At 67.4% G+C, this 19,107-nt stretch carries 17 protein-coding genes; 13 read left to right on the top strand and 4 right to left on the bottom strand.

From position 1 onward, the window contains the following. Positions 1 to 54: 54 nt before the first annotated feature. The 3 genes from OCUBac02_RS19460 (at position 55) to OCUBac02_RS19450 (ending at position 2,803) form a co-directional block, all read left to right on the top strand. Entirely contained in the window at positions 55 to 969 is a 915-nt protein-coding gene (locus OCUBac02_RS19460) for a LysR family transcriptional regulator (RefSeq protein WP_173047966.1), read from the top strand. A gap of 93 nt (positions 970 to 1,062) precedes the next feature. Further along, on the top strand, positions 1,063 to 2,286 hold the full coding sequence (locus OCUBac02_RS19455) for an NAD(P)/FAD-dependent oxidoreductase (RefSeq protein ID WP_173047964.1): 1,224 nt from the start codon (positions 1,063 to 1,065) through the stop codon (positions 2,284 to 2,286). A gap of 13 nt (positions 2,287 to 2,299) precedes the next feature. Then, entirely contained in the window at positions 2,300 to 2,803 is a 504-nt protein-coding gene (locus OCUBac02_RS19450; protein WP_173047962.1) for a DinB family protein, read from the top strand. 254 nt (positions 2,804 to 3,057) lie between these two features. On the opposite strand, the gene OCUBac02_RS19445 is transcribed toward OCUBac02_RS19450, so the two are convergent. After that, positions 3,058 to 3,579, bottom strand: coding sequence for a hypothetical protein (locus OCUBac02_RS19445; RefSeq protein ID WP_047581859.1), 522 nt, complete (start codon positions 3,577 to 3,579; stop codon positions 3,058 to 3,060). Positions 3,580 to 3,752: 173 nt separating this feature from the next. On the opposite strand from OCUBac02_RS19445, the gene OCUBac02_RS19440 reads away from it, so the two are divergent. From OCUBac02_RS19440 to OCUBac02_RS19420, 5 genes are all read left to right on the top strand, one after another. Further along, a complete protein-coding gene (locus tag OCUBac02_RS19440) occupies positions 3,753 to 4,385 on the top strand; it encodes a LysE family translocator (protein WP_047581861.1) in 633 nt (210 codons plus the stop codon). An 18-nt stretch (positions 4,386 to 4,403) separates the two neighbouring features. Next, positions 4,404 to 4,961: a chromate transporter gene (locus OCUBac02_RS19435; protein ID WP_465247734.1), complete on the top strand. Its 558-nt coding sequence runs from the start codon at positions 4,404 to 4,406 to the stop codon at positions 4,959 to 4,961. After that, positions 4,961 to 5,500, top strand: a complete 540-nt coding sequence (locus tag OCUBac02_RS19430) for a chromate transporter (RefSeq protein WP_047581865.1) — start codon at positions 4,961 to 4,963, stop codon at positions 5,498 to 5,500. Before OCUBac02_RS19435 ends, OCUBac02_RS19430 begins: the two co-directional genes overlap by 1 nt. 111 nt (positions 5,501 to 5,611) lie before the next feature. After that, positions 5,612 to 8,380 (top strand): tetratricopeptide repeat protein, encoded by a 2,769-nt coding sequence (locus OCUBac02_RS19425; RefSeq protein WP_173047951.1) that lies wholly within the window; start codon positions 5,612 to 5,614, stop codon positions 8,378 to 8,380. A gap of 122 nt (positions 8,381 to 8,502) precedes the next feature. Beyond that, the gene (locus OCUBac02_RS19420; RefSeq protein ID WP_173047949.1) at positions 8,503 to 9,711 is read left to right on the top strand and encodes a M20 family metallopeptidase; all 1,209 of its coding nucleotides are present in this window, start codon (positions 8,503 to 8,505) and stop codon (positions 9,709 to 9,711) included. A gap of 6 nt (positions 9,712 to 9,717) precedes the next feature. Here OCUBac02_RS19420 and OCUBac02_RS19415 read toward each other — a convergent pair whose 3' ends face one another. Beyond that, a complete protein-coding gene (locus OCUBac02_RS19415) occupies positions 9,718 to 10,299 on the bottom strand; it encodes a TetR/AcrR family transcriptional regulator (RefSeq protein WP_173047947.1) in 582 nt (193 codons plus the stop codon). 102 nt (positions 10,300 to 10,401) lie between these two features. Between OCUBac02_RS19415 and OCUBac02_RS19410 the strand changes: the two genes are divergently transcribed. Beyond that, entirely contained in the window at positions 10,402 to 10,623 is a 222-nt protein-coding gene (locus OCUBac02_RS19410) for a putative antibiotic biosynthesis monooxygenase (RefSeq protein WP_173047945.1), read from the top strand. Positions 10,624 to 10,662: 39 nt separating this feature from the next. Here OCUBac02_RS19410 and OCUBac02_RS19405 read toward each other — a convergent pair whose 3' ends face one another. Beyond that, a complete protein-coding gene (locus tag OCUBac02_RS19405; RefSeq protein WP_173047943.1) occupies positions 10,663 to 12,504 on the bottom strand; it encodes a glycoside hydrolase family 15 protein in 1,842 nt (613 codons plus the stop codon). A 6-nt stretch (positions 12,505 to 12,510) separates the two neighbouring features. Further along, positions 12,511 to 13,311: a trehalose-phosphatase gene (otsB, locus tag OCUBac02_RS19400; RefSeq protein ID WP_173047941.1), complete on the bottom strand. Its 801-nt coding sequence runs from the start codon at positions 13,309 to 13,311 to the stop codon at positions 12,511 to 12,513. A 281-nt stretch (positions 13,312 to 13,592) separates the two neighbouring features. On the opposite strand from otsB, the gene OCUBac02_RS19395 reads away from it, so the two are divergent. From OCUBac02_RS19395 to OCUBac02_RS27385, 4 genes are all read left to right on the top strand, one after another. Next, complete coding sequence (locus tag OCUBac02_RS19395) at positions 13,593 to 15,158, top strand: alpha,alpha-trehalose-phosphate synthase (UDP-forming) (protein ID WP_173047939.1); 1,566 nt, start codon at positions 13,593 to 13,595, stop codon at positions 15,156 to 15,158. A gap of 182 nt (positions 15,159 to 15,340) precedes the next feature. Further along, entirely contained in the window at positions 15,341 to 17,608 is a 2,268-nt protein-coding gene (gene ptsP, locus OCUBac02_RS19390; RefSeq protein WP_173047937.1) for a phosphoenolpyruvate--protein phosphotransferase, read from the top strand. 56 nt (positions 17,609 to 17,664) lie between these two features. Next, positions 17,665 to 18,750, top strand: a complete 1,086-nt coding sequence (gene prfA, locus OCUBac02_RS19385; RefSeq protein ID WP_047579190.1) for a peptide chain release factor 1 — start codon at positions 17,665 to 17,667, stop codon at positions 18,748 to 18,750. Between the two features lie 74 nt (positions 18,751 to 18,824). Then, positions 18,825 to 19,073: a hypothetical protein gene (locus tag OCUBac02_RS27385; RefSeq protein WP_244638996.1), complete on the top strand. Its 249-nt coding sequence runs from the start codon at positions 18,825 to 18,827 to the stop codon at positions 19,071 to 19,073. Positions 19,074 to 19,107: the final 34 nt, after the last annotated feature.

The following is a 19,107-nucleotide window of genomic DNA, read 5'->3' as shown; positions in this document are numbered from 1 at the left end:
CTTTCCTATCGCCGGGGCAACCGATATGTTCTCACCACTTGATGAGAATTTATCATGGATGACGCGCTCGTTCCCGGCCGGCTCTCGGTGCCCTCGCTCTCCGCGCTCGCCGCTTTCGAGGCGGCGGCCCGGCATGGCAGCTTCACGCGCGCTGCAGAGGAATTGAACCTGACGCAGGGCGCGGTCAGCCGACAGGTCGCGCATCTCGAAAAGGTGCTCGGCGTCAGTCTGTTCGAGCGCGTCAAGAAGCGCGTCAGCCTGACGGCAGCGGGCGCGGCCTATGCCAACGAGATCCGCGACGGCCTGTCCCGGCTCGCCGCCGCGACCGTCTCGGCTATGGCCTTTCGCGGTGCGGCCGGCGTGCTTAATCTGGCCACGCTGCCGACCTTCGGCACGCGCTGGCTGATCCCGCGTCTGCCGCGCTTCACCGAGGCTCATCCCGGTATCACCATCAACTTCACCACGCGGCTGGTGCCCTTCGATTTCGCCCGCGAGCAGGTCGATGCCGCCGTGCATTTCGGCGCGGAGAACTGGCCGGGCGCGCGGCTTCACCGCCTGATGGGCGAGGAGGTCGTCCCCGTCGCCGCGCCCTCGCTGCTGGCGCGTGTCGGGATCACGGAAGCCGCCGACATGCTGCGTGCGCCGCTGCTCCAGCAATCGACCCGGCCGCGTGCCTGGGCGAACTGGCTGGAGCAGCAGGGGCTCGCGCCCGAACGCGCCCTGATGGGGCCGCGCTTCGAGCAGTTCGCCATGATCGCGCAGGCGGCGGTGGCGGGACTCGGGCTCGCCATCGTGCCGCGTTTCCTGGTCGAGGAGGAATTGCGTTCCGGCGCACTGGTCATCCCGATCGACAGGCCGGTGACGGGCAAGGACGGCTATTATCTCGTCTATCCCGAAGAGAAAGCCAATCTGCCGACCGTGATCGCTTTCCGCGACTGGCTGCTCGGGGAATGCGCGCCCTCGCATTGAAGCGCCTCTCGACAAGCGCCGCGCGCTCGTTCATTCATGCGCGGAATTCACCAACCCGGCTTTCCTGACCAAGCCGGCTGTGCGAGGCCTGCCATGCCGCCCGTCTCCGAAAGCGCCGATGTCGTGATCTGCGGGGGCGCCGCGATCGGCTCCTCCGTCGCCTATCATCTCGCCGCCGATCCCGGTTTCACCGGCAAGGTCGTGGTGATCGAGAAGGACCCGACCTATCGCTTCTCGGCCTCCGCGCTCTCGGCCGCCTCGATCCGCCAGCAGTTCTCCAGCGCGGTGAACATCCGCATCTCGCTCTTCGGTATCGATTTCCTGCGCAATATCGGCCAGCATCTTGCGGTCGACGGCGAGTTTCCCGCGATCGATCTGCACGAGGGCGGCTATCTCTACCTCGCCAGCGACGCGGGCGCGCCCATACTCGAAGCCAACCAGAAACTCCAGGCCGCCGAGGGCGCCGATATCGCCCTCTACGACCCCGCGAAGCTGAAGCAGCGCTTCCCCTGGCTCAGTACGGATGATCTCGCCTGCGGCACCTTCGGCGTCAGCGGCGAGGGCTGGTTCGACGGCTGGGCGTTGCTCCAGGCTTTTCGCAAGAAGGCGCGCAGCCTCGGCGTCGAGTACCGACAGGGCGAGGTTTCCGGCTACGTCACCGAAGGCGGACGCGTCACCGCAGTCGGGCTCACTGACGGCAGCCGCATCGCCTGCGGCGCGGTGGTCAATGCCAGCGGGACCCATGGCGCGAAGCTGGCCGCGACGGCGGGCATTTCGATCCCGGTGAGGTCGATGAAGCGCTATGTCTTTTCCTTCACCTGCAAGGGCGATGTCGATGGCTGCCCGCTCCTGATCGACACGACCGGCGCCTGGTGCCGGCAGGAGGGTAAGCGCACGGCGGAGGGCCAGCTCTTCATCGGGAGTTGTTCGCCCCTGACGCCGGAGCAGGATGTCGAGTGGATCGAGACCGATCCCGCTGCCGAGGACGTCGATTGGGGCTTCTTCGAGGAGGTGGTCTGGCCTGCGCTCGCCACCCGCATCCCGGCCTTCGAACAGATCAGGCCCGGCCGTGCCTGGGCCGGCCCCTACGACATGTGCGGGCTCGACCATAACGCCATCATCGGCCCGGCGGTCGGCCTGCCGAACCTCTATCTCGCCAACGGCTTCTCCGGCCATGGCTTGCAGCAATCGCCTGCAGTGGGGCGCGGCCTTGCCGAGCATATCGCGCATGGCCGCTATCGCTCACTCGACCTTGCCGATCTCGGCCATGAGCGCATCGTTGCGAACCGGCCGCTCAAGGAGGCCAACGTCATCTGACGAGGAGGCCGCCATGGTCGATCCCGCTTTCGTCCAGACCATGGCCCGCTACAATGCCTGGCAGAACCGCAGCCTGATGGCGGCTGCGGACGGTTTGACCGACGAGGCCCGCAGGCTCGATCGCGGCGCCTTCAAGTCGATCCACGGTACCTTCAACCACGTCCTATGGGGCGACGAGACCTGGCTCAGCCGTCTCGCCGGCGGCGAGAAACCCTCTGTCGGCGGCCGCGATTCGGCTGCCTATTTCGAGGGCTGGGAGCAGTTCTGCGCCCGTCGGCGCCAGCGCGACGCGTTCATTCTGGACTGGGCGGACAAGGTCACGGCCGATTGGCTGCGCGGCACACTCATCTGGTACTCGGGCGCGGCCGGCCGCGAGATGGGCAGGCCGCGCGGCTTCGTGCTTGCGCATTTCTTCAACCACCAGACCCATCACCGCGGCCAGATCCACGCCATGCTCACCGCAGCCGGTGCCAAGCCGGACGATACGGATCTCTTTCTGGTCGACGAGCCGCGGTGAGGGCCGCCTGGCCGGTCGGGAAGCGGGGGCAGGCTTGAACCGTCTCCGGGCAAGCTCGGCTAGCGCGGGGAACCCTCTCCCGGAGGAAGAGGGTAGGGTGAGGGTTAGGCCCCTGGACGTCTGAATTGTGCCCCGACCGCTGCGCCGTTGGGTGCTCGCCACGCTGGTCCAACGGCCGACACTTCACCCCTACTCCTCTCCTTACAGCAGAGGGGTTCCCGCGCCCTTCTTCAGCTTGGTTCTCTGCTTGGGTTTCAGTTGGCTTTCTCTGTCGAATCGGACATCCGCACGCGCCGCTCTGGCTGCTCGCCCTCATCCTCGTCCCGATCGGGCGGCACCGCCGCGGTCGTGTTCTGGCTGAGTTTCTGGAACAGGCCGAGCCCGACCAGCGCCAGTACCGCGAGCAGCATCAGGAGGCCGGGATAGATCAGATCCCCCATCGTCTCGCGCGAGGTCTTCGCGATCAGGACCAGCGATTCCAGAGAGAGCGCCACGATCATGATCGACATGAACTTGGTGAGCGACCCCCTGGCCTCTGCAGGGCGGCGCATCTCGCGGTCGGCTTCGACCTCTTCCTCGAACAGGAACTTGCCGACATCGGCGACGGCAACCGCGATGATCACGAGCCCGATCGCGTCGAGCATGGTGTAGAGCGCGCCATCGCCGGTCCAGAAACCGTTCGACGTGCGCCAGACGGCGACCCCGATCAGCACGATCGAAGCGCCGAGCAGCGCGAACGAGATGATGGTGTAGAGCAGCCGGCTGAACAGCGTCATGTTTCCCCCCATGGCTCTTCCAGGCGACAACCGCTGGCGGGCGGGAGGGTTCCGTTACGGCGGACCGGGGCTTTCCGAACGGCGGCGCCTGCATGGCCGCTCCCATGGTGCGGCCGATTGCCGGTTCCCGCGATCCATGGTCCAAGCGCTGAGTTCCGCCGGAGCGCTCTTCGATGCCCGAGACGACGACCCTCATCACCTTCTCGCTGATCGCGCTCGGCATGGTGCTGACGCCCGGTCCCAACATGATCTACCTGATCTCGCGTTCGATCGCGCAGGGCAGGGGCGCCGGGCTGATTTCGCTCGGCGGCGTCATCCTCGGCTTCTTCGTCTACATGTTCTGCGCCGCCTTCGGCATCACGGCGCTGCTCTTCGCGGTGCCCTATGCCTATGACGCGCTCAGGCTCGGCGGCGCGGCCTATCTGCTCTGGCTTGCCTGGCAGGCGGTGCGGCCGGGCGGGCGCTCGCCCTTCCATGTCCGTGACCTGCCCCATGACGGGCCGCGCAAGCTCTTCGCCATGGGCTTCCTGACCAGCCTGCTCAATCCGAAGATCGCGATGTTCTATCTCGCGCTCCTGCCGCAATTCATCGACCCCGCCGCCGGCAACGTGCTCGCCCAATCGGTCGTGCTCGGCTTCGTCCAGATCGCGATCAGCGGCAGCGTCAATGCCCTGATCGCGGCGGCGGCCGGCAGCATCGCGCTGTTCCTGAAGACGCGGCCGCTCTGGTCGCTGGTGCAGCGCTGGCTGATGGGCACGGTGCTCGCGGGCTTCGCGCTGCGCATGGCGATGGAATCGCGGCGCTAGCCGATCCGAATGTCGAGCTTGGAGACCGCATCGGAAACGCCCCGCCCGAGCCTGCCGGACCTGTTCGCCGGCTTCCTCAAGATCGGCCTGATGGGTTTCGGCGGCGTCGGGCCGGTGGCGCGCCACATCATCGTCGCCGAGCGCAAATGGCTCGACGACCGCGGCTATGCCGAATTGATCGGCATCTGCCAGGCGCTGCCCGGCGCCAACACGGTCAACGCGGCGGTCATGCTGGGCGATCGCTTTCGCGGCGGGATCGGGGCGCTGACCTGCGTCTTCGCCCTGATGGCCATGCCGCTGCTGTGCCTGGTCGCACTCGCCAATGCCTATGACGCGGTGTCCGGCCATCCGCTCGCGCAGGTCGCGCTGACCGGCGCCGCCGCCAGCGCTGCCGGGCTCATCCTCGGCACCGCCCTGCGGCTTCTGACCAGGGCCGGCCTCGCGCGCTGGGCCTGGATCATAGCCGCCGTGGCTTTCGTCGCCGTCGGCCTGCTGCGGTTGCCGATGCTGCCGACCCTGCTGGTCCTCGTGCCACTCGGCCTCGCCGCGGCGACGTTGGGAGCGCGGCGGGTCTGATGGAACGCGGCGTCTTCCTCCAACTGGTCGTCACCTTCGGCACGATCTCGCTGATGGCGATCGGCGGCGCGAACGCGGTCGTGCCGGAAATCCACCGCCAGGTCGTCGATCTCCTCGGCTGGATGGATGCGCCGACCTTCGCCCGCCTCTTCGCCATCGCGCAGACGGCGCCGGGCCCCAATATTATGCTCGGCAGCGTCATTGGCTGGCATGTTGCCGGCACCGCCGGCCTGCTGGTCGCGACGGCCGCGCTCCTGCTGCCCTCCTGCCTGCTGGCGCTGGCCTCCAGCCGCGGCCTGCAGCGCTTTGGCGGCCACCGCGTGGTCAGGATCATGACGCTGGCGCTGGTGCCGATCGCGCTCGGCCTGATGCTGGCGAGCGGCGTGGTTGCGACGCTTGCCGCCGATGCCGGCCTTGTCGGTTACGCCGTCACGGCGGCGACCGCGTTCGTGACCTATCGCTCGAAAATCAATCCGCTCGTGCCGATGGCGATCGGCACCCTGGCCTATGTCCTCGCCTGGTCCGCCGGCATCGCCTGATCCCGGCGCAAGGTCATGCATTCGGGGGACGGCATGACGCTGCCCCCTGGCCATGCTAGGCTCTCGCAACGTCACTCCGGGGGCTCCGGGGGCGTGGTCAGGGAGGTCGGCATGGCTTGCTTGCTCTCGCGGATGGCGTTGCTTCTCCTCCTGTTGCCGCTGTTCTCCATGCTTGGCCCGCGGGCGGCAATGGCCCAGAAGGCCGGAACGGTCGCGCTCTGCAAGGATGATCGCACCGAGAAGGGGCTTGCCGCCTGCGACGCCATCCTGAAGGGGCGCCCCGATCGCAAGCTCAAGGCGATGGCCCATGTCGCGCGCGGCCATACCCGGCTCGCGCTCGGCCGCCCGGCGGAAGCCGAGAAGGATTATTCGGAGGCGCTGGCCCTCGCTCCCAAATTCGCGGCGCTTTACCGGGACCGTGGCCGCGTCCGCTTCACGCTCGGCAACCGTGACGGCGCCATGGCGGATTTCACGGCGGCGATCGAGAACGACCCCTTCGATCCCGACAACCACGCCAATCGCGGTTACCTCAGGCTGCTGCAATATGATTTCGCCGGCGCGGGCGAGGACCTGCGCAAAGGTCTGTTCTGGCAGAAGCAGCATCCGCGCAGCGATTACCTCCTCGGTCTGCTCGCCTATGCCACCGGCCGCTATACCGACGCGGTCGCGCATGTCGATAAGGCGCGAGAGGGCGGCTTCCGCAATTCCGAGACCTTCATCACGCGGGCGCGCAGCCTGTATTATCTCGGCAGCTTTGAAGCCGCCGCGAAGGAGGCGACCGCGGGGCTTGCGGCCTTCCCGAAGCAGGTCGACCTGATCGAGATCCGCGCCCGGGCGCGGCTGGCCCGCCGCGAATTCCCGGAGGCGCTCGCCGATGCCGAGGTGGTCGCCGAGGCACAGCCGCGCTCCGGCCGTGCCTATGCGACGCGCGGCGCGGTCAAGCTTGCGATGAAGGACATCGCGGCTGCGACAGCCGATGCCGATAAGGCGATCGAGCTCGATCCCGGCCTGTTCGACGCCCATGAGCTCAAGGCGGACATCCTGCTCGCCTCTGGCGATCAGTCCGGCGCTCGCGCCGTCCTCGCCCGTTCCGCGGCGCGCACCGATGCGAAGATGGCCTATGACATCGCCTCGCGAGAGCGTCATGCCGCACGTGTCGCCGAATTCGACAAGCCGAAGCCGATCGTCGTCGCCGACCTCGACGATGCCGAGCTGAAGAAGCGCTGCGCGACGCGCGACGATCCCCTGCGCATGCAGAGCTGCGACCGGCTTGTCGAAACGGCTGCGACGCCGCAGGAGAAGGCGGAGAGGTTGATCCAGCGCGGCAGGGCGCAGCCTTTCGACAGCCGGATGGGCGATTTCGACTTGGCCGTGGCGGCGGCGCCCGACTATCTCCCGGCCACCCTGGCCCGCGCCTACGCGCATATGCAGGATTATCGCTTCGGCAAGGATCTGACGCCTTTCGACCGGGCCTGGGCCGATGCCGACAGCGCCGTCCGACGCTCGGGTTCGGACAAGGATATCTGGGCGCAGGCCATGCTGGCGCGTGCGGCCATTTCCCAGGACAGGGGAAACTATGAAGCGGCGGCTGCCGATCTGACCGAGCTCATCGATCGCGATCCAAAGGCTCGGGCCTATCGCGGGGATCGCGCAAGCGCCTTCCTGATGGCCGGCAAGCCCGTTCAGGCGCTGGAGGACCTGCGCGAGAAGGCGCGCCTGCCGACGGACGTACCCGCGGGACTGCAGGGCGAAGACGATCTTGTCGTCGCGCTGATCGAGACCGGCGCGCTCGACGAGGCCGTGTCCGTGCTCGACAACTGGCGCGGCAATCGGTCGCCGGGCGCCCATGCCGAGCAGGCTTTGCGGGCGCGCGTCGCGCTGGCCCGGGGCGACATGGCTGCCGCGCGGGAACTGGCCGCGGCTGCTCTCGCAGAGAACCGCTTCAACGGCGCGGCGCAGGCGGTGCGCGGGCTCGCCGCCGCCCGGCTCGGCGATGCCCTCGAGGCGGAATCGGATCTGAGCAAGGTCATCGACGATATCGTGCCCATCCCTTTCCGCGCGCGCACCTCGGGCCTGACGCCGGGCCATGTCGCCGATCTCTTCCTCTGGCGCGGCATCGCCCGCGTGCAGTTGAACCGGGTCAACGCAGCACGCGCCGATTTCGCCGAGGTCATCAAGCGGGCGCCGGACCGGGCCCGCGCCTATGCCGAGCGGGCCGCGCTGAACCTGCGCTCCGACAATCCGGCCGCCCTGACCGATATCGCGATGGCGCTCCGGATCGAGCCGGACGAGCCGCGCTGGCAGGCGCTGGCCGCCCGGATCAATCTCGCGACGGGCGATGCTGCCGCAGCCGAGCGATTCGCTACGGCAGCACTGGCCGGGTCTTCGCCCGAGGCCGATCTCCTGTTGCTGCGAGCCAGGGCGAGGCTCGGTCTCGGCCGCTTCGCAGAGGCGGCGGAGGACGCAACGGCGCGGCTCGCAGTGACGCCGAATGATGCCGACGCCCTGCTGCTGCGGAGCGAGGCCCGGCTCGGGCAGGGCGATGCGACGGCCGCGCTGGCGGATGTCGAGACGGCGCTGGGGATGAGGGCAGGCGATCCGCGCCTCCTGATCACGCGGGCCGAGCTCAAGGCCAGGCTAGGCGACCTGCCGGGAGCGATCGGCGCTTTCGAAGCTGCGGCCGCACGGTCCGAGGCCTCCCTCCAGGCCAACAAGCGGCTGGGCGATCTCTATGCCGGGATCGCCTCCGACCAGCTCGCGCTCGGCTACTACGCGAAGGCGCTGGAGCAGTCGGTGCGTGCTCCATCCGACGAAGCCATTCGCGATGCGGCGCGCACGGCCCGCGACGCGCTGATCCGGCGGATGGCCGCTCCGAAATAAGCGATCGGCAAAGGCCATGCGCGGCATGAATGGCATGGCCGTCGCCTCCCGCCATTGCCGCTCACGACGATGGCGCTAAGCTCACCGGCATTGTCCCATCCGGAACGAATGCGAGTGAAGCGATGAGCGCCCTGACCCCCGAGGAGAAGAAGGTCACCGAGTGGCTGGCGAGCCGCAAGGAAGGCATGGTCGCTCTGCTGCGCGAGCTGGTCGATACCGACTCGGGTTCCTACGACAAGGCGGGCGTGGATCGTGCCGGCGATGTCGTCGCGCGCTTCCACCGGGCGAACGGGCTCGAGGTCGAGGTCGTGCCGGACAGCCGCTTCGGCGACGCGGTTCGGGCGCGCCTGCCCAATCCCACGGCCAACGACCAGCGCCCCGTCATGCTGCTCGGCCATCGCGACACGGTCTTCCCGCAGGGCGAGCCGACACGCCGGCCCTTCACCATCAAGGGCTCGCGCGCCTATGGGCCGGGCGTCGCCGACATGAAGGCCGGCGTGATGATCTCGGCCTTCGTCGCCGCGGCCTTTGCCGAATGCGGCGGTCTCGCCGCGCCGCTCCTGATGCTGACGACCAGCGACGAGGAGATCGGCTCGCCGTCTTCGCGCCCGGTGATCGAGGCTGCCGCGCGCGAGTCGCGCTGCGTCTTCAATGCCGAGCCCAGCCGCCTGCCGGCCGGCACCGATTTCGCGAAGGACCAGAAGCAGTCGGTCACCAGCGGCCGCAAGGGCGGCGTCTTCATGCGCGCCGAGTTTACCGGCAAGCCGGCGCATTCCGGCGCCAATTACGAGAAGGGCGCCTCGGCCATCGTCGATCTCGGTCACAAGATTCCGAAGCTCCAGGGCCTCACCGATCTGGAGAAGGGCATCACCGTCAATGTCGGCCTGATTGGGGGCGGTCAGACCGTCAATACCGTCGCGCCCAGCGCCTGGTGCGAGATCGACCTGCGCTATGTCACAGCCGCCCAGCGCGACGAGATGGTCGGCAAGATCAAGGCGATCGTCGAGACGCCCGAGGTCGCCGGCACCAGCGCCGTACTGTCGATCAAGGGCGAGTTCCTGCCGCTGGAGCGCTCGCCGGAATCGGCCGCGCTTTACGACAACTATCGCGAGGCAGCCACGGCTTTCGGCATTGGCGTCACCGCGGAATTCACCGGCGGCTGTGCCGATTCAGGCTTCACCGCTGCGCAGGGTACTCCGACGCTCTGCAGCGTCGGCCCGATCGGCGGCATGGCCCATACCCCGGACGAGTTCCTCGAGGTCGAGAGCATCGTCCCGGCGGCGCAGACGCTGGCACTTGCGGTGATGCGGGCTGCTGCCAGGGTGGAGTGATCGATCTCAGCGGCAGAGCAGCTCGATCTTGCGGCTGAGCGAGGGCTCGTCCTCGCTCAGCCGGTCGGTCAGCACATGCAGCCAGTTGAAACCGACCCAGAGTTCAAGCCGGTCGTCGATCTCGTCTGGCGAAAATTCGCCGCGCTCGGCCGCGCGTACGAACATCCGGCGCGGTGAGGCGAGGCGCTCCGGCATGAACTTGAAGCGCAATGCGGCGAGTGCGGTCTCGCTGGTCTGAGCCTCGGCGATCAGTCCCCGGAAAACGCGCCCTGCAGCGTCCTCGCGCCAGAAGCGCCAGAGATCGCGCGTGTAACGCAGCAGATCGGCGCGCAGCGAACCTTCGTCCGGAACGGGAATAGCCGCATCCTTCTCGACGCCATAGATCGCGATGAACAGCTCGGCCTTGTTCGGCCACCAGCGATAGATCGTCGGCTTGCCGGCGCCGGCGCGGCGGGCGACCTCCTCGATCGAGAAACCGGCATAGCCCTTTTCGGCCAGCAATTCGCGCGCTGCCGCCTTCACCGCAGCCTCGGTTTCCGGGCTGCGGCGGGCGCCGATCGAGGCGCGGCGCTTCGGCTTCGTCTCCATATCCTCGAACCCTGTCAGTCACGCTCTGCTTCTTGACATAACGAAACGGTCCGTTTAAATCAATAAATAGAAACGGAACGTTTCGTTATATGTAGATGCCCGATGACTCTTTCGGTTTTGTCCCGCCTGGCATCGCGCCTGCGTTTCCTGATGGTCGCGATCGTAGGGGCTTATGTCGCGATCAATCTCGTGCTGGCCGCGCTGGCGCCGTTCACGGCGGGCTGGCCCATTTTCGGCGTCACGGCCCTGGCCGTGCCGCCCATGGTGCTGGCGATGGTCTACGGGGTGATCCCAATCGCCTTCCGCTTCGGCGCGCCGCGATGAGGGGTCGCAAGCGGGAGGAGACGACCGAAACGGATCGGCTTAGAACGCCTCCTCCCAGTCCCGGCTCAACCGCATCGCGCAGTTGATCAGGCCGACATGCGAATAGGTCTGCGGGAAATTGCCCCAGAGTTCGCCGGTCTTGAGGTCTGCGTCTTCGGAGAGCAGGCCGAAGCTGTTGCGTCGCTGCAGGACACGTTCGAACAGCTCCTTGGCTTCGTCCCGGCGGCCGATCGCGTTCAGCGCATCGACATACCAGAAGGCGCAGATCAGGAAGCCGGTATGCATGTAGCCGAAATCGTCCTGCGTGGCGTAGCGCAGCAGGAGGTCGCCGCGCTTGAGGTCGCGGCCGATCGCCTCGACGGTGGCGACGAAACGGGCATCATCCGGTTTGACGAAACCGAGCTCGGCCAGCAGCAGCAGGGTCGCGTCGAGATCCTCGCCGCCGAAGGTCGAGACGAAATGGCCCTTGCTCTCGTTCCAGATATGCTCGGCGATGGCTTCCTTCAAGCGCCGGGCTTCGCCCTTCCAGAACTCCTTGCGATCGGCGCGTCCGAGCGTCCCGGCGATGCGGGCGAGCCGGTCGCAGGCCGCCCAGCACATCACGCTGGAGAAGGAATGCACCGCCTCCTTCTCGCGCAGCTCCCACGGCCCCGCATCGGGCTTGTCGAACACCGCGATGGCGATCTCGCCCATGCGCTCGAGCTGCCCGAACAGCGTCTCCTTGCCCGGCTGGATCAGGCGCCGGTCGAAGAAAGAATGCGTCGCCGCCAGCACGACCGCGCCGTAGCCGTCGTTCTGGATCTGCACCGCCGCGCCATTGCCGAAGCGCACCGGTCGGTGCCCGCGATAGCCGGAGAGGTTGCTGGCCTCGAATTCGACCAGTGTGCCGCCGCGCGTGATCGGATAGAGCGGCGGCAGATGCTCGGCGCCGCTCTCCGAGAAGGTGTCGACGATATTGGTGATGAAGCCGAGATAATCCTCCATCGTCCGCGTCGTGCCGAGCCGGTTCAACGCATGCACGACGAAATACGCGTCGCGCAGCCAGCAATAGCGATAGTCCCAGTTGCGCTGCGTGCCTGGCGCCTCGGGGATCGAGGTCGTCAGTGCCGCGACGATCGCTCCAGTCTCCTCGAAGGCGCAGAGCTTCAGCGTGATCGCGGCCCGGATCACCTCCTTCTGGTACTCGAAGGGGATCGAGAGTGAGCGCACCCAGTCGTGCCAGTAGTCGGTGGTCTTGTCGAGGAACTCGCGTGATGTCGTCTCGATCTCGGCGCGCAGCGCCTCGTCCGAACCGATGAAGAAGGAATAGGCCTGGTCGACCGCGAAGGGCGTGCCTTCCACGACATAGGAGAGCGGTGCGTTGGTCGTCAGGCGAATCGTCTGGTCGGCGCCGACATAGCGGACATGGTTGGAGCCGCGCGTGACCTCGTCGGGTTCCTCGCCGATGCCGAGGCTGGGCCTGACCAGTACGCGGATACGTGGCCGCCCGGAGACGCGCCGGACCCGACGCACGAGCTGAGGCGGCCGGAAGAAGCGCTCGTAGCGCAGAAAGCGCGGCGCGAAATCGAGGATCTCGATCGCATTGCCCTGGTCGTCCGAGAGCACGGACGAGAGGATCGCGGTATTGTCGAGATAGCCCTGCTCGCAGCGCGTCATGCCGACGAGCTCGATGGCGAAGAAGCCCTTGCCGAGTTCTGCGTCGCCGTCCTCCGCCTGGTTGTCGATCAGCGAGCAGAAGACGGGATCGCGGTCGAAGCGCGGGAAGCAGCCCCAGACGATGCGGGCGCGGCGGTCGATGAGGGCGGCGATCGAGCAATTGCCGATCACGCCGAGGTCGAGCGAGGCGGAGTGATGCCCCGCGGCCGAGGTCGTAACGGTCATGGTCGGTCAGTCCTGCTTGAAGCTGGCAGCGGAAAGATGGCCGCTTTCTGCGGCTTCGAGAAGGATGTGCCTCAATGCGGTCGGCGAGGGAAGCCGGCAGGTGGCGTGGCTTTCCCGGTCCGCGCCGATGCGTACGGACACGCCTCCCATGGCGTTGACGACCTTGAACCCGTCCTCGTCGGTGATGTCGTCGCCGATGAAGACCGGCTGGCGGCCGGCATAAGCGGGCGTCGCCATCAGCCAGGCGATGGCGCTTCCCTTGCTGGCGCCCGCCGGCACGAACTCGGCGACGGACTTGCCCTCCTGCAGGCGCATGCCCGGCCCCATGCGCGCCGCGATGCCGCGCATCAGGGCCTGGGCTTCGTCTTCCAGCGTGGGCGCGAGGCGCCAGTGCAGCGCGACGGACATGCGCTTGTCCTCGACGATGATGCCGACATGGCTGTTGGCGAAGCGGACGAGGTCGCGCAAAGCCGCGCGCATGCCTTCATGGGCCTCGGCCTGTGAGCGGATCTCCCCATCGACGCGAATCTGGGCGCCGTGCAGCCCGGCGATGTCGAAGCGATGCGGTGCCAGAATGTCGTCGAGAAAGCCGATCGGACGACCGGAGACCAGCGCGAGCGCGCCGCCGAGCTGCGCGCGCAGGACCGTCAGCGCCGGTGCCACCCGCCGGTCCAGATGAACATCCTCCGGCGAGGGGGCGATCTCCACAAGCGTGCCGTCGAAATCGAGGAACAGAGCGATTTCGCGATCCGCGGAAGCGATCTTGCGGGAGCCTGGGGCGGTATCGAGTTCAATCAAGGTCGTCATCGTCTCGTATCTGGGCAGAGAAGGCGGCAGAAGAGCGGCTACGCGGCCGGGAATATCCTTTATTGTCTTATCGACTGACGAGGGCCGTGTCGAAAATCGGACCGCAGGGGTTGCCTCGAACTGTCGAAAGCCTACCATGACGACCGCGATTTCACCGCACGGCTGCCACAGCGCTGCCATGTGACCGCGTCCGCACCTCGGAAACATTACGCTTTCGGAAGCGTTCTGTTCCTGCCGCCTATGGCGAAATGCGGGCGGCCTCTGCCGGAGAATGCTCGTCCATGCGTCTTGTCATCGTTTCCAACCGGGTCACGATTCCCGATCGCCATGAGAAGGTGATGGCGGGGGGGCTGGCAGTCGCCTTGCGCGAGGCTCTGGAGCAGCGGGGCGGCCTCTGGTTCGGCTGGAGTGGCGCCGTGACCGATGCCACCTCCAAGCAGGTCAGGCAGGTCGAGCACGGCAACGTCACCTATGCCGTTACCGATCTCAGCGAGGCCGAGCGCCAGAGCTATTATCTCGGCTTCTCCAACCGGGCTCTCTGGCCGCTGATGCATTATCGGCTCGGCCTGACCGAGTTTCGGCGCAGCGACTATATGGGCTATCTCGGCGTCAACCGCCGCTTCGCCCGCGCGCTGGCCGGACTGATCAAGCCCGACGATCTCATCTGGATCCACGATTACCACCTGATTCCGCTGGCGGCGGAATTGCGCCGGCGCGGCGTCACCAACCGGATCGGCTACTTCCATCACATTCCCTGGCCGGGCGCCGATGTCGTCGGCGCCTTGCCCTTCAGCGCCACGCTGATCCGTACCATGGCCGCTTACGACCTCGTCGGCATGCAGACCGAGCCCGATGCCCGTAACCTGATCGACGGGCTGGTTTCGCTCTGCGGGGCGCGTTCGAACGGCAAGCGCGTGCGGCTGGCCGGGCGTGAGACGGCGGTGCAGGCCTTTCCGATCGGCATCGACGTTGAGGGCTTCCGCAAGCTTGCCGCAGCCTCGGTGCGCCAGGCCGCGACCCCACTGCGCGCCACCCGGGAATCGCTTGGCGAACGCAAGCTCGTCATCGGCGTCGACCGGCTCGACTATTCCAAGGGCATCGTGCCCAGGCTCGAGGCCTTCGGCGAGTTCCTGCGCAACCATCCGGAGGATCGCGGGCGAGTCAGCCTGCTGCAGATTGCCCCGCCTTCGCGCAGCGACGTGCCCGAATATGCCGAACTCGACCGTCAGTCCGACGAGGTCGCCGGGCGTCTCAATGCCCAGCTCGGCGAGTTCGACTGGACGCCGATCCGCGTGGTCAAGAAGGCCTATTCGCGCAAGGCGCTGGCGGGCTTCTATCGCCGCGCCCAGGTTGGTCTGGTCACGCCGATGCGCGACGGCATGAACCTCGTCGCCAAGGAATATGTCGCGGCACAGGATCCGGCCGACCCGGGCGTGCTCGTGCTCTCGCGTTTCGCAGGGGCCGCCCAGCAGATGGGCGAGGCGCTGATCGTCAATCCCTTCGATTCCCATGAGGTGGCGGAGGCGATCCGCACCGCGCTCGCCATGCCGAAATCGGAGCGTATCCGCCGCTTCGAGCGGCTCTACGCCGTCATCGCCGCGACCGATATCAATTGGTGGACGCGCCAATACCTCGGGGAACTGGCCGGAGACGCAGCAACTGCCGAGGTTGCACTTGTGGACGAAGCCCGCAAGGAGCCCCGTTCCGGTGCGCGGCGGACGAGCCGGAGCGAGGCGTCGGCCGAGCCGTCGCCGGTGGCTGAAACGGGTGTACGCAAGATGTCGGCAGGATCGCGCGCGAAGCGGAGCGCCGCGAGGGCTTCTCATCTCGCCCTGGTGCGCCCCTGAGACTTGGCTCTTGGCTCGCGGAAACCACCGAAATCTTGGGGTGATGCTGTGCGCGCCGTTCGCGGCCCTTGCCGAATAAGGTCTTTCATCGCTAGAAGGCAGCATGACCGGAGCGGGCGACTCAGGTCTGGACAGGCATCGTATCATCGATGGCTGAGGAGGCGGGCGGAGGGCTGAGATCGATGCGAGGCGCTCTCGGAGGACCGGGCGTTCTGTTGCGCCGTCTCCGTGAGGTCATGGCGGCATCGATCAGCCCGCAGGAGCGGCTGGATCGCCTTGTCGTCCTCATCGCCGGCAATCTCGTCGCCGAGGTCTGCTCCGTCTACGTCCTGCGCGAGGACGGCTCGCTCGAACTCTACGCCACCGAAGGCCTCAACCGCGAGGCGGTCCATCTCACCACCATGCGGGCCGGCGAGGGCCTCGTCGGCCTGATCGCGAGCGAGGCCGAGCCGCTGGCCCTGTCGGATGCGCAGGCGCATCCCTCCTTCTCCTATCGTCCGGAGACGGGTGAAGAGGTCTATCGCTCCTTCCTCGGTGTGCCGATCCTGCGCGGCGGCGCCGTCATGGGCGTGCTCGTCATCCAGAACCGGGCCTCGCGGCTCTATTCCGAAGACGAGGTCGAGACCCTCCAGACCACCGCCATGCTGATGGCGGAGATGATCGCGGCCGGCGGCCTCAAGTCGCTGGCCGCGCCCGGCGCCTCGATCGGCCTCGACCGTGCCATTCACGGCGTCGGCGTGGCGCTGGCCGATGGCGTCGGCCTCGGCCATGCCGTGCTGCACGAGCCACGCGTGGCGATCACCAATCTCATTGCCGAGAACCCGGCGGCCGAGGTCGGCCGTCTCGAAGCGGCGATCGGAGAGATGCGCGCCTCGATCGACGAACTGGTCGAGCGTGGCGACGTCGCCCATACCGGCGAGCATCGCGACGTGCTCGAGACCTTCCGCATGTTCGCCCATGACCAGGGCTGGCTGCGCCGCATGCGCGAGGTCGTGATGACCGGCCTCACCGCCGAGGCGGCGGTCGAGCGCGTCCAGTCCGACACGCGCGCCAAGATGCTGCGCCAGACCGACCCCTATCTGCGCGAACGGCTGCACGATCTCGACGATCTCGCCAACCGCCTGCTGCGCACGTTGGTCGGCAAGGCGAACGGCGTCGCCCGCGAGAACCTGCCCGAGAATGCCATCCTCGTCGCCCGCTCGATGGGGCCGGCGGCGCTGCTCGACTATGATCGCGCCCATCTGCGCGGGCTCGTGCTGGAGGAGGGCGGGCCGACCAGCCATATCGCCATCGTCGCCCGTGCGCTCGGCATCCCCGCCGTGGGCGAGGTCGTCAATGCGACCGCGCTGGTCGAGGCGGGCGACGCCATCATCGTCGACGGCCAGGCCGGAGAGGTGCAGATCCGCCCGCAGCCCGATGTCGAGAACGCCTACAAGGACAAGGCGCGGCTGCGCGCCCGCAAGCAGAAGCAGTATCAGAAGCTCAAGGAACTGCCGGCCGTCACCCGGGACGGCGTCGACATCACCTTGCAGATCAACGCGGGCCTGATCGTCGACATGCCGAATATCGAGGCCACGGCCGCTGCCGGCATCGGCCTGTTCCGCACCGAACTGCAGTTCATGGTGGCTCAGCATATGCCGACTACCGGCGAACAGCAGGCCCTCTATGCCGCGGTGCTGGAGGCGGCGGCCGAACGCCCCGTCACGTTCCGCACCCTCGATATCGGCGGCGACAAGGTGCTGCCCTACATGGAGCGTGTCGAGGAGGAGAACCCGGCGCTCGGCTGGCGCGCGATCCGCATCGGCCTCGACAAGCCGCGGCTGCTGCGGGCGCAGGTGCGCGCGATGCTGCGCGCCGGCGCCGGCCGCGACCTCAAGATCATGCTGCCGATGGTCGCGACCACCGAGGAGTTCCGCCGCGCCCGCATGATCATCCGCCGCGAGCAGGCCATGCTGGAGAAGCAGGGCGTGCAGCCACCGCGTGACCTGCGCGTCGGCGTCATGGTCGAGGTGCCCTCGTTGCTCTTCGAATTGCCGGAGATCGCGCGCGAGGCCGATTTTCTCTCGATCGGCACGAACGATCTGATGCAGTTCCTCTTCGCCGCCGACCGCGAGAACAAGCGCGTCGCCGATCGCTTCGATCCGCTCGGCGTCGGTCCGCTCAGGGCGCTTCGGCGTATCGTCGAGGCGGCCGCCGAGACCGGCTGCCCGGTCACCGTCTGCGGCGAAATGGGCGGCAAGCCCCTGGAGACCATGGCCCTGATCGGCTTGGGCTATCGCGGCTTCTCGATGTCGGCGGCCTCGATCGGGCCGGTCAAGGCGATGCTGCGCGCGCTCGATGCCGGCAAATTGCGCGAGCGCATGGACTGGATGCTGGCCTCGCCGGAAGGCGCCACCAATCTGCGCCCGCAGCTCGCGGCCTTCGCGACCGAGTTCAAGGTCCCGGTCTAGCGACGCTATAACTGCGTCCGCTGCCGCTTTTCCCTTTCGTTTCACGAGTTCGCTTGATGTCTCTCCAGCTTCCACAGGATCGTCTCGACGTCATCGTGGCACGCCATGCCGCCGCGACCGACGAGATCAACCACGCGACCGAGGCGGCGCGCACCGTCGAGCTCGCGAAGGAACTGGCCGAGCTCGATCCCGTGGTCGCGGCGATCGCCTCCTGGCAGCAGGCGCAGGCCTCGCTGGAAGAGGCCGAGGCGCTGATCGCCGATCCCGCCACGGATGCCGAGTTCCGCGACCTCGCCTATGAGGAGCGGGATGCGGCCCGTGCCGAGATCGAGGCGCGTGCTCGCGAAATCCTCGTCGCCCTCCTGCCCAAGGACGCCGCCGACGAGCGCGGCGTCATCCTCGAGATCCGGGCCGGGACGGGCGGCGACGAAGCCTCCCTCTTCGCCGGCGACCTCCTGCGCATGTATCAGCGCCACGCCGCCCAGAAGGGCTGGAGCGTCGATATCCTCTCGGAGAGCGAGGGCACGGTCGGCGGCTTCAAGGAGGTGATCGCCGAGATCAACGGCCGCGGCGTCTATGCAAGGCTCAAGTTCGAATCCGGCGTCCATCGCGTCCAGCGCGTGCCGGATACCGAGGCGAGCGGGCGCATCCATACCTCCGCCGCGACGGTGGCGACCCTGCCGCTCGCGACCGATGTCGATGTCGTCCTCAACGATGCCGATATCCGCATCGACACGCTGCGCTCCGGTGGCGCCGGCGGCCAGCACGTCAACAAGACCGAATCCGCCGTGCGCCTCACCCATATTCCGACCAACACCGTCGTGCTGGTCCAGGACGAGCGCTCCCAGCACAAGAACAAGGCGCGCGCCTACGAACTGCTGCGCGCCAAGCTCTTCGACATGGAACGCCTGCGGGTCGATGCCGAGCGCTCGGCGGACCGGCGCTCGCAGGTCGGCTCGGGCGATCGCTCGGAGCGCATCCGCACCTATAACTTCCCGCAGGGGCGCGTGACCGACCACCGCATCAACCTGACGCTCTACAAGCTCGACGAGATGATGCAGGGACTCGTGCTGGACGAGATCATCGATGCGCTCACCGCCGAGCAGCAGGCCAGGCTGCTGGCGGCCGAAGGCATGGCGTGAGGCCGTTGCGATGAAACCAAAATCCCCGTCCCGCGTTGACGATGCATCGACACCAGCGAATGGGGGACCCTCTCATGATCAAGATGTTCTCGACGATAGCGGTGACCGGCCTGATGGCGCTGGCGATGAGCGGCGCTTCGCAGGCGCAGGAGCGCACTTTCAAGAAGATCACCGCGGGCCAGCCGGCCGCGCTGCAGGGCGCGATGACGCAGTCGCAGGCGCGCAAGGCTTGCCGGATGGAGCTGGCCGGAACCCGCGAAAGCAAGGCCTCGATCAACAAGAAGATGAGGACTTGCATGGACCTGAAGATGAACGGCAACTAGCAGCCGCTTCGGAGATCGCGAAGCCCGCCTTGGG

The sequence above is a fragment of the Bosea sp. ANAM02 genome (genome assembly GCF_011764485.1).
In the GTDB taxonomy this organism is placed as follows: Bacteria; Pseudomonadota; Alphaproteobacteria; order Rhizobiales; family Beijerinckiaceae; genus Allobosea.
The sequence above is the reverse complement of the archived record's forward strand: the minus strand, read 5'-3'. Positions and strand labels throughout refer to the sequence as shown.

Coding starts and splice junctions, on each gene's coding strand:
- OCUBac02_RS19460 (WP_173047966.1), top strand. CDS start 55: ATGGATGACGCGCTCGTTCCCGGCCGGCTCTCGGTGCCCTCGCTCTCC.
- OCUBac02_RS19455 (WP_173047964.1), top strand. CDS start 1,063: ATGCCGCCCGTCTCCGAAAGCGCCGATGTCGTGATCTGCGGGGGCGCC.
- OCUBac02_RS19450 (WP_173047962.1), top strand. CDS start 2,300: ATGGTCGATCCCGCTTTCGTCCAGACCATGGCCCGCTACAATGCCTGG.
- OCUBac02_RS19445 (WP_047581859.1), bottom strand. CDS start 3,579: ATGACGCTGTTCAGCCGGCTGCTCTACACCATCATCTCGTTCGCGCTG.
- OCUBac02_RS19440 (WP_047581861.1), top strand. CDS start 3,753: ATGCCCGAGACGACGACCCTCATCACCTTCTCGCTGATCGCGCTCGGC.
- OCUBac02_RS19430 (WP_047581865.1), top strand. CDS start 4,961: ATGGAACGCGGCGTCTTCCTCCAACTGGTCGTCACCTTCGGCACGATC.
- OCUBac02_RS19425 (WP_173047951.1), top strand. CDS start 5,612: ATGGCTTGCTTGCTCTCGCGGATGGCGTTGCTTCTCCTCCTGTTGCCG.
- OCUBac02_RS19420 (WP_173047949.1), top strand. CDS start 8,503: ATGAGCGCCCTGACCCCCGAGGAGAAGAAGGTCACCGAGTGGCTGGCG.
- OCUBac02_RS19415 (WP_173047947.1), bottom strand. CDS start 10,299: ATGGAGACGAAGCCGAAGCGCCGCGCCTCGATCGGCGCCCGCCGCAGC.
- OCUBac02_RS19410 (WP_173047945.1), top strand. CDS start 10,402: ATGACTCTTTCGGTTTTGTCCCGCCTGGCATCGCGCCTGCGTTTCCTG.
- OCUBac02_RS19405 (WP_173047943.1), bottom strand. CDS start 12,504: ATGACCGTTACGACCTCGGCCGCGGGGCATCACTCCGCCTCGCTCGAC.
- otsB (WP_173047941.1), bottom strand. CDS start 13,311: ATGACGACCTTGATTGAACTCGATACCGCCCCAGGCTCCCGCAAGATC.
- OCUBac02_RS19395 (WP_173047939.1), top strand. CDS start 13,593: ATGCGTCTTGTCATCGTTTCCAACCGGGTCACGATTCCCGATCGCCAT.
- ptsP (WP_173047937.1), top strand. CDS start 15,341: ATGCGAGGCGCTCTCGGAGGACCGGGCGTTCTGTTGCGCCGTCTCCGT.
- prfA (WP_047579190.1), top strand. CDS start 17,665: ATGTCTCTCCAGCTTCCACAGGATCGTCTCGACGTCATCGTGGCACGC.
- OCUBac02_RS27385 (WP_244638996.1), top strand. CDS start 18,825: ATGATCAAGATGTTCTCGACGATAGCGGTGACCGGCCTGATGGCGCTG.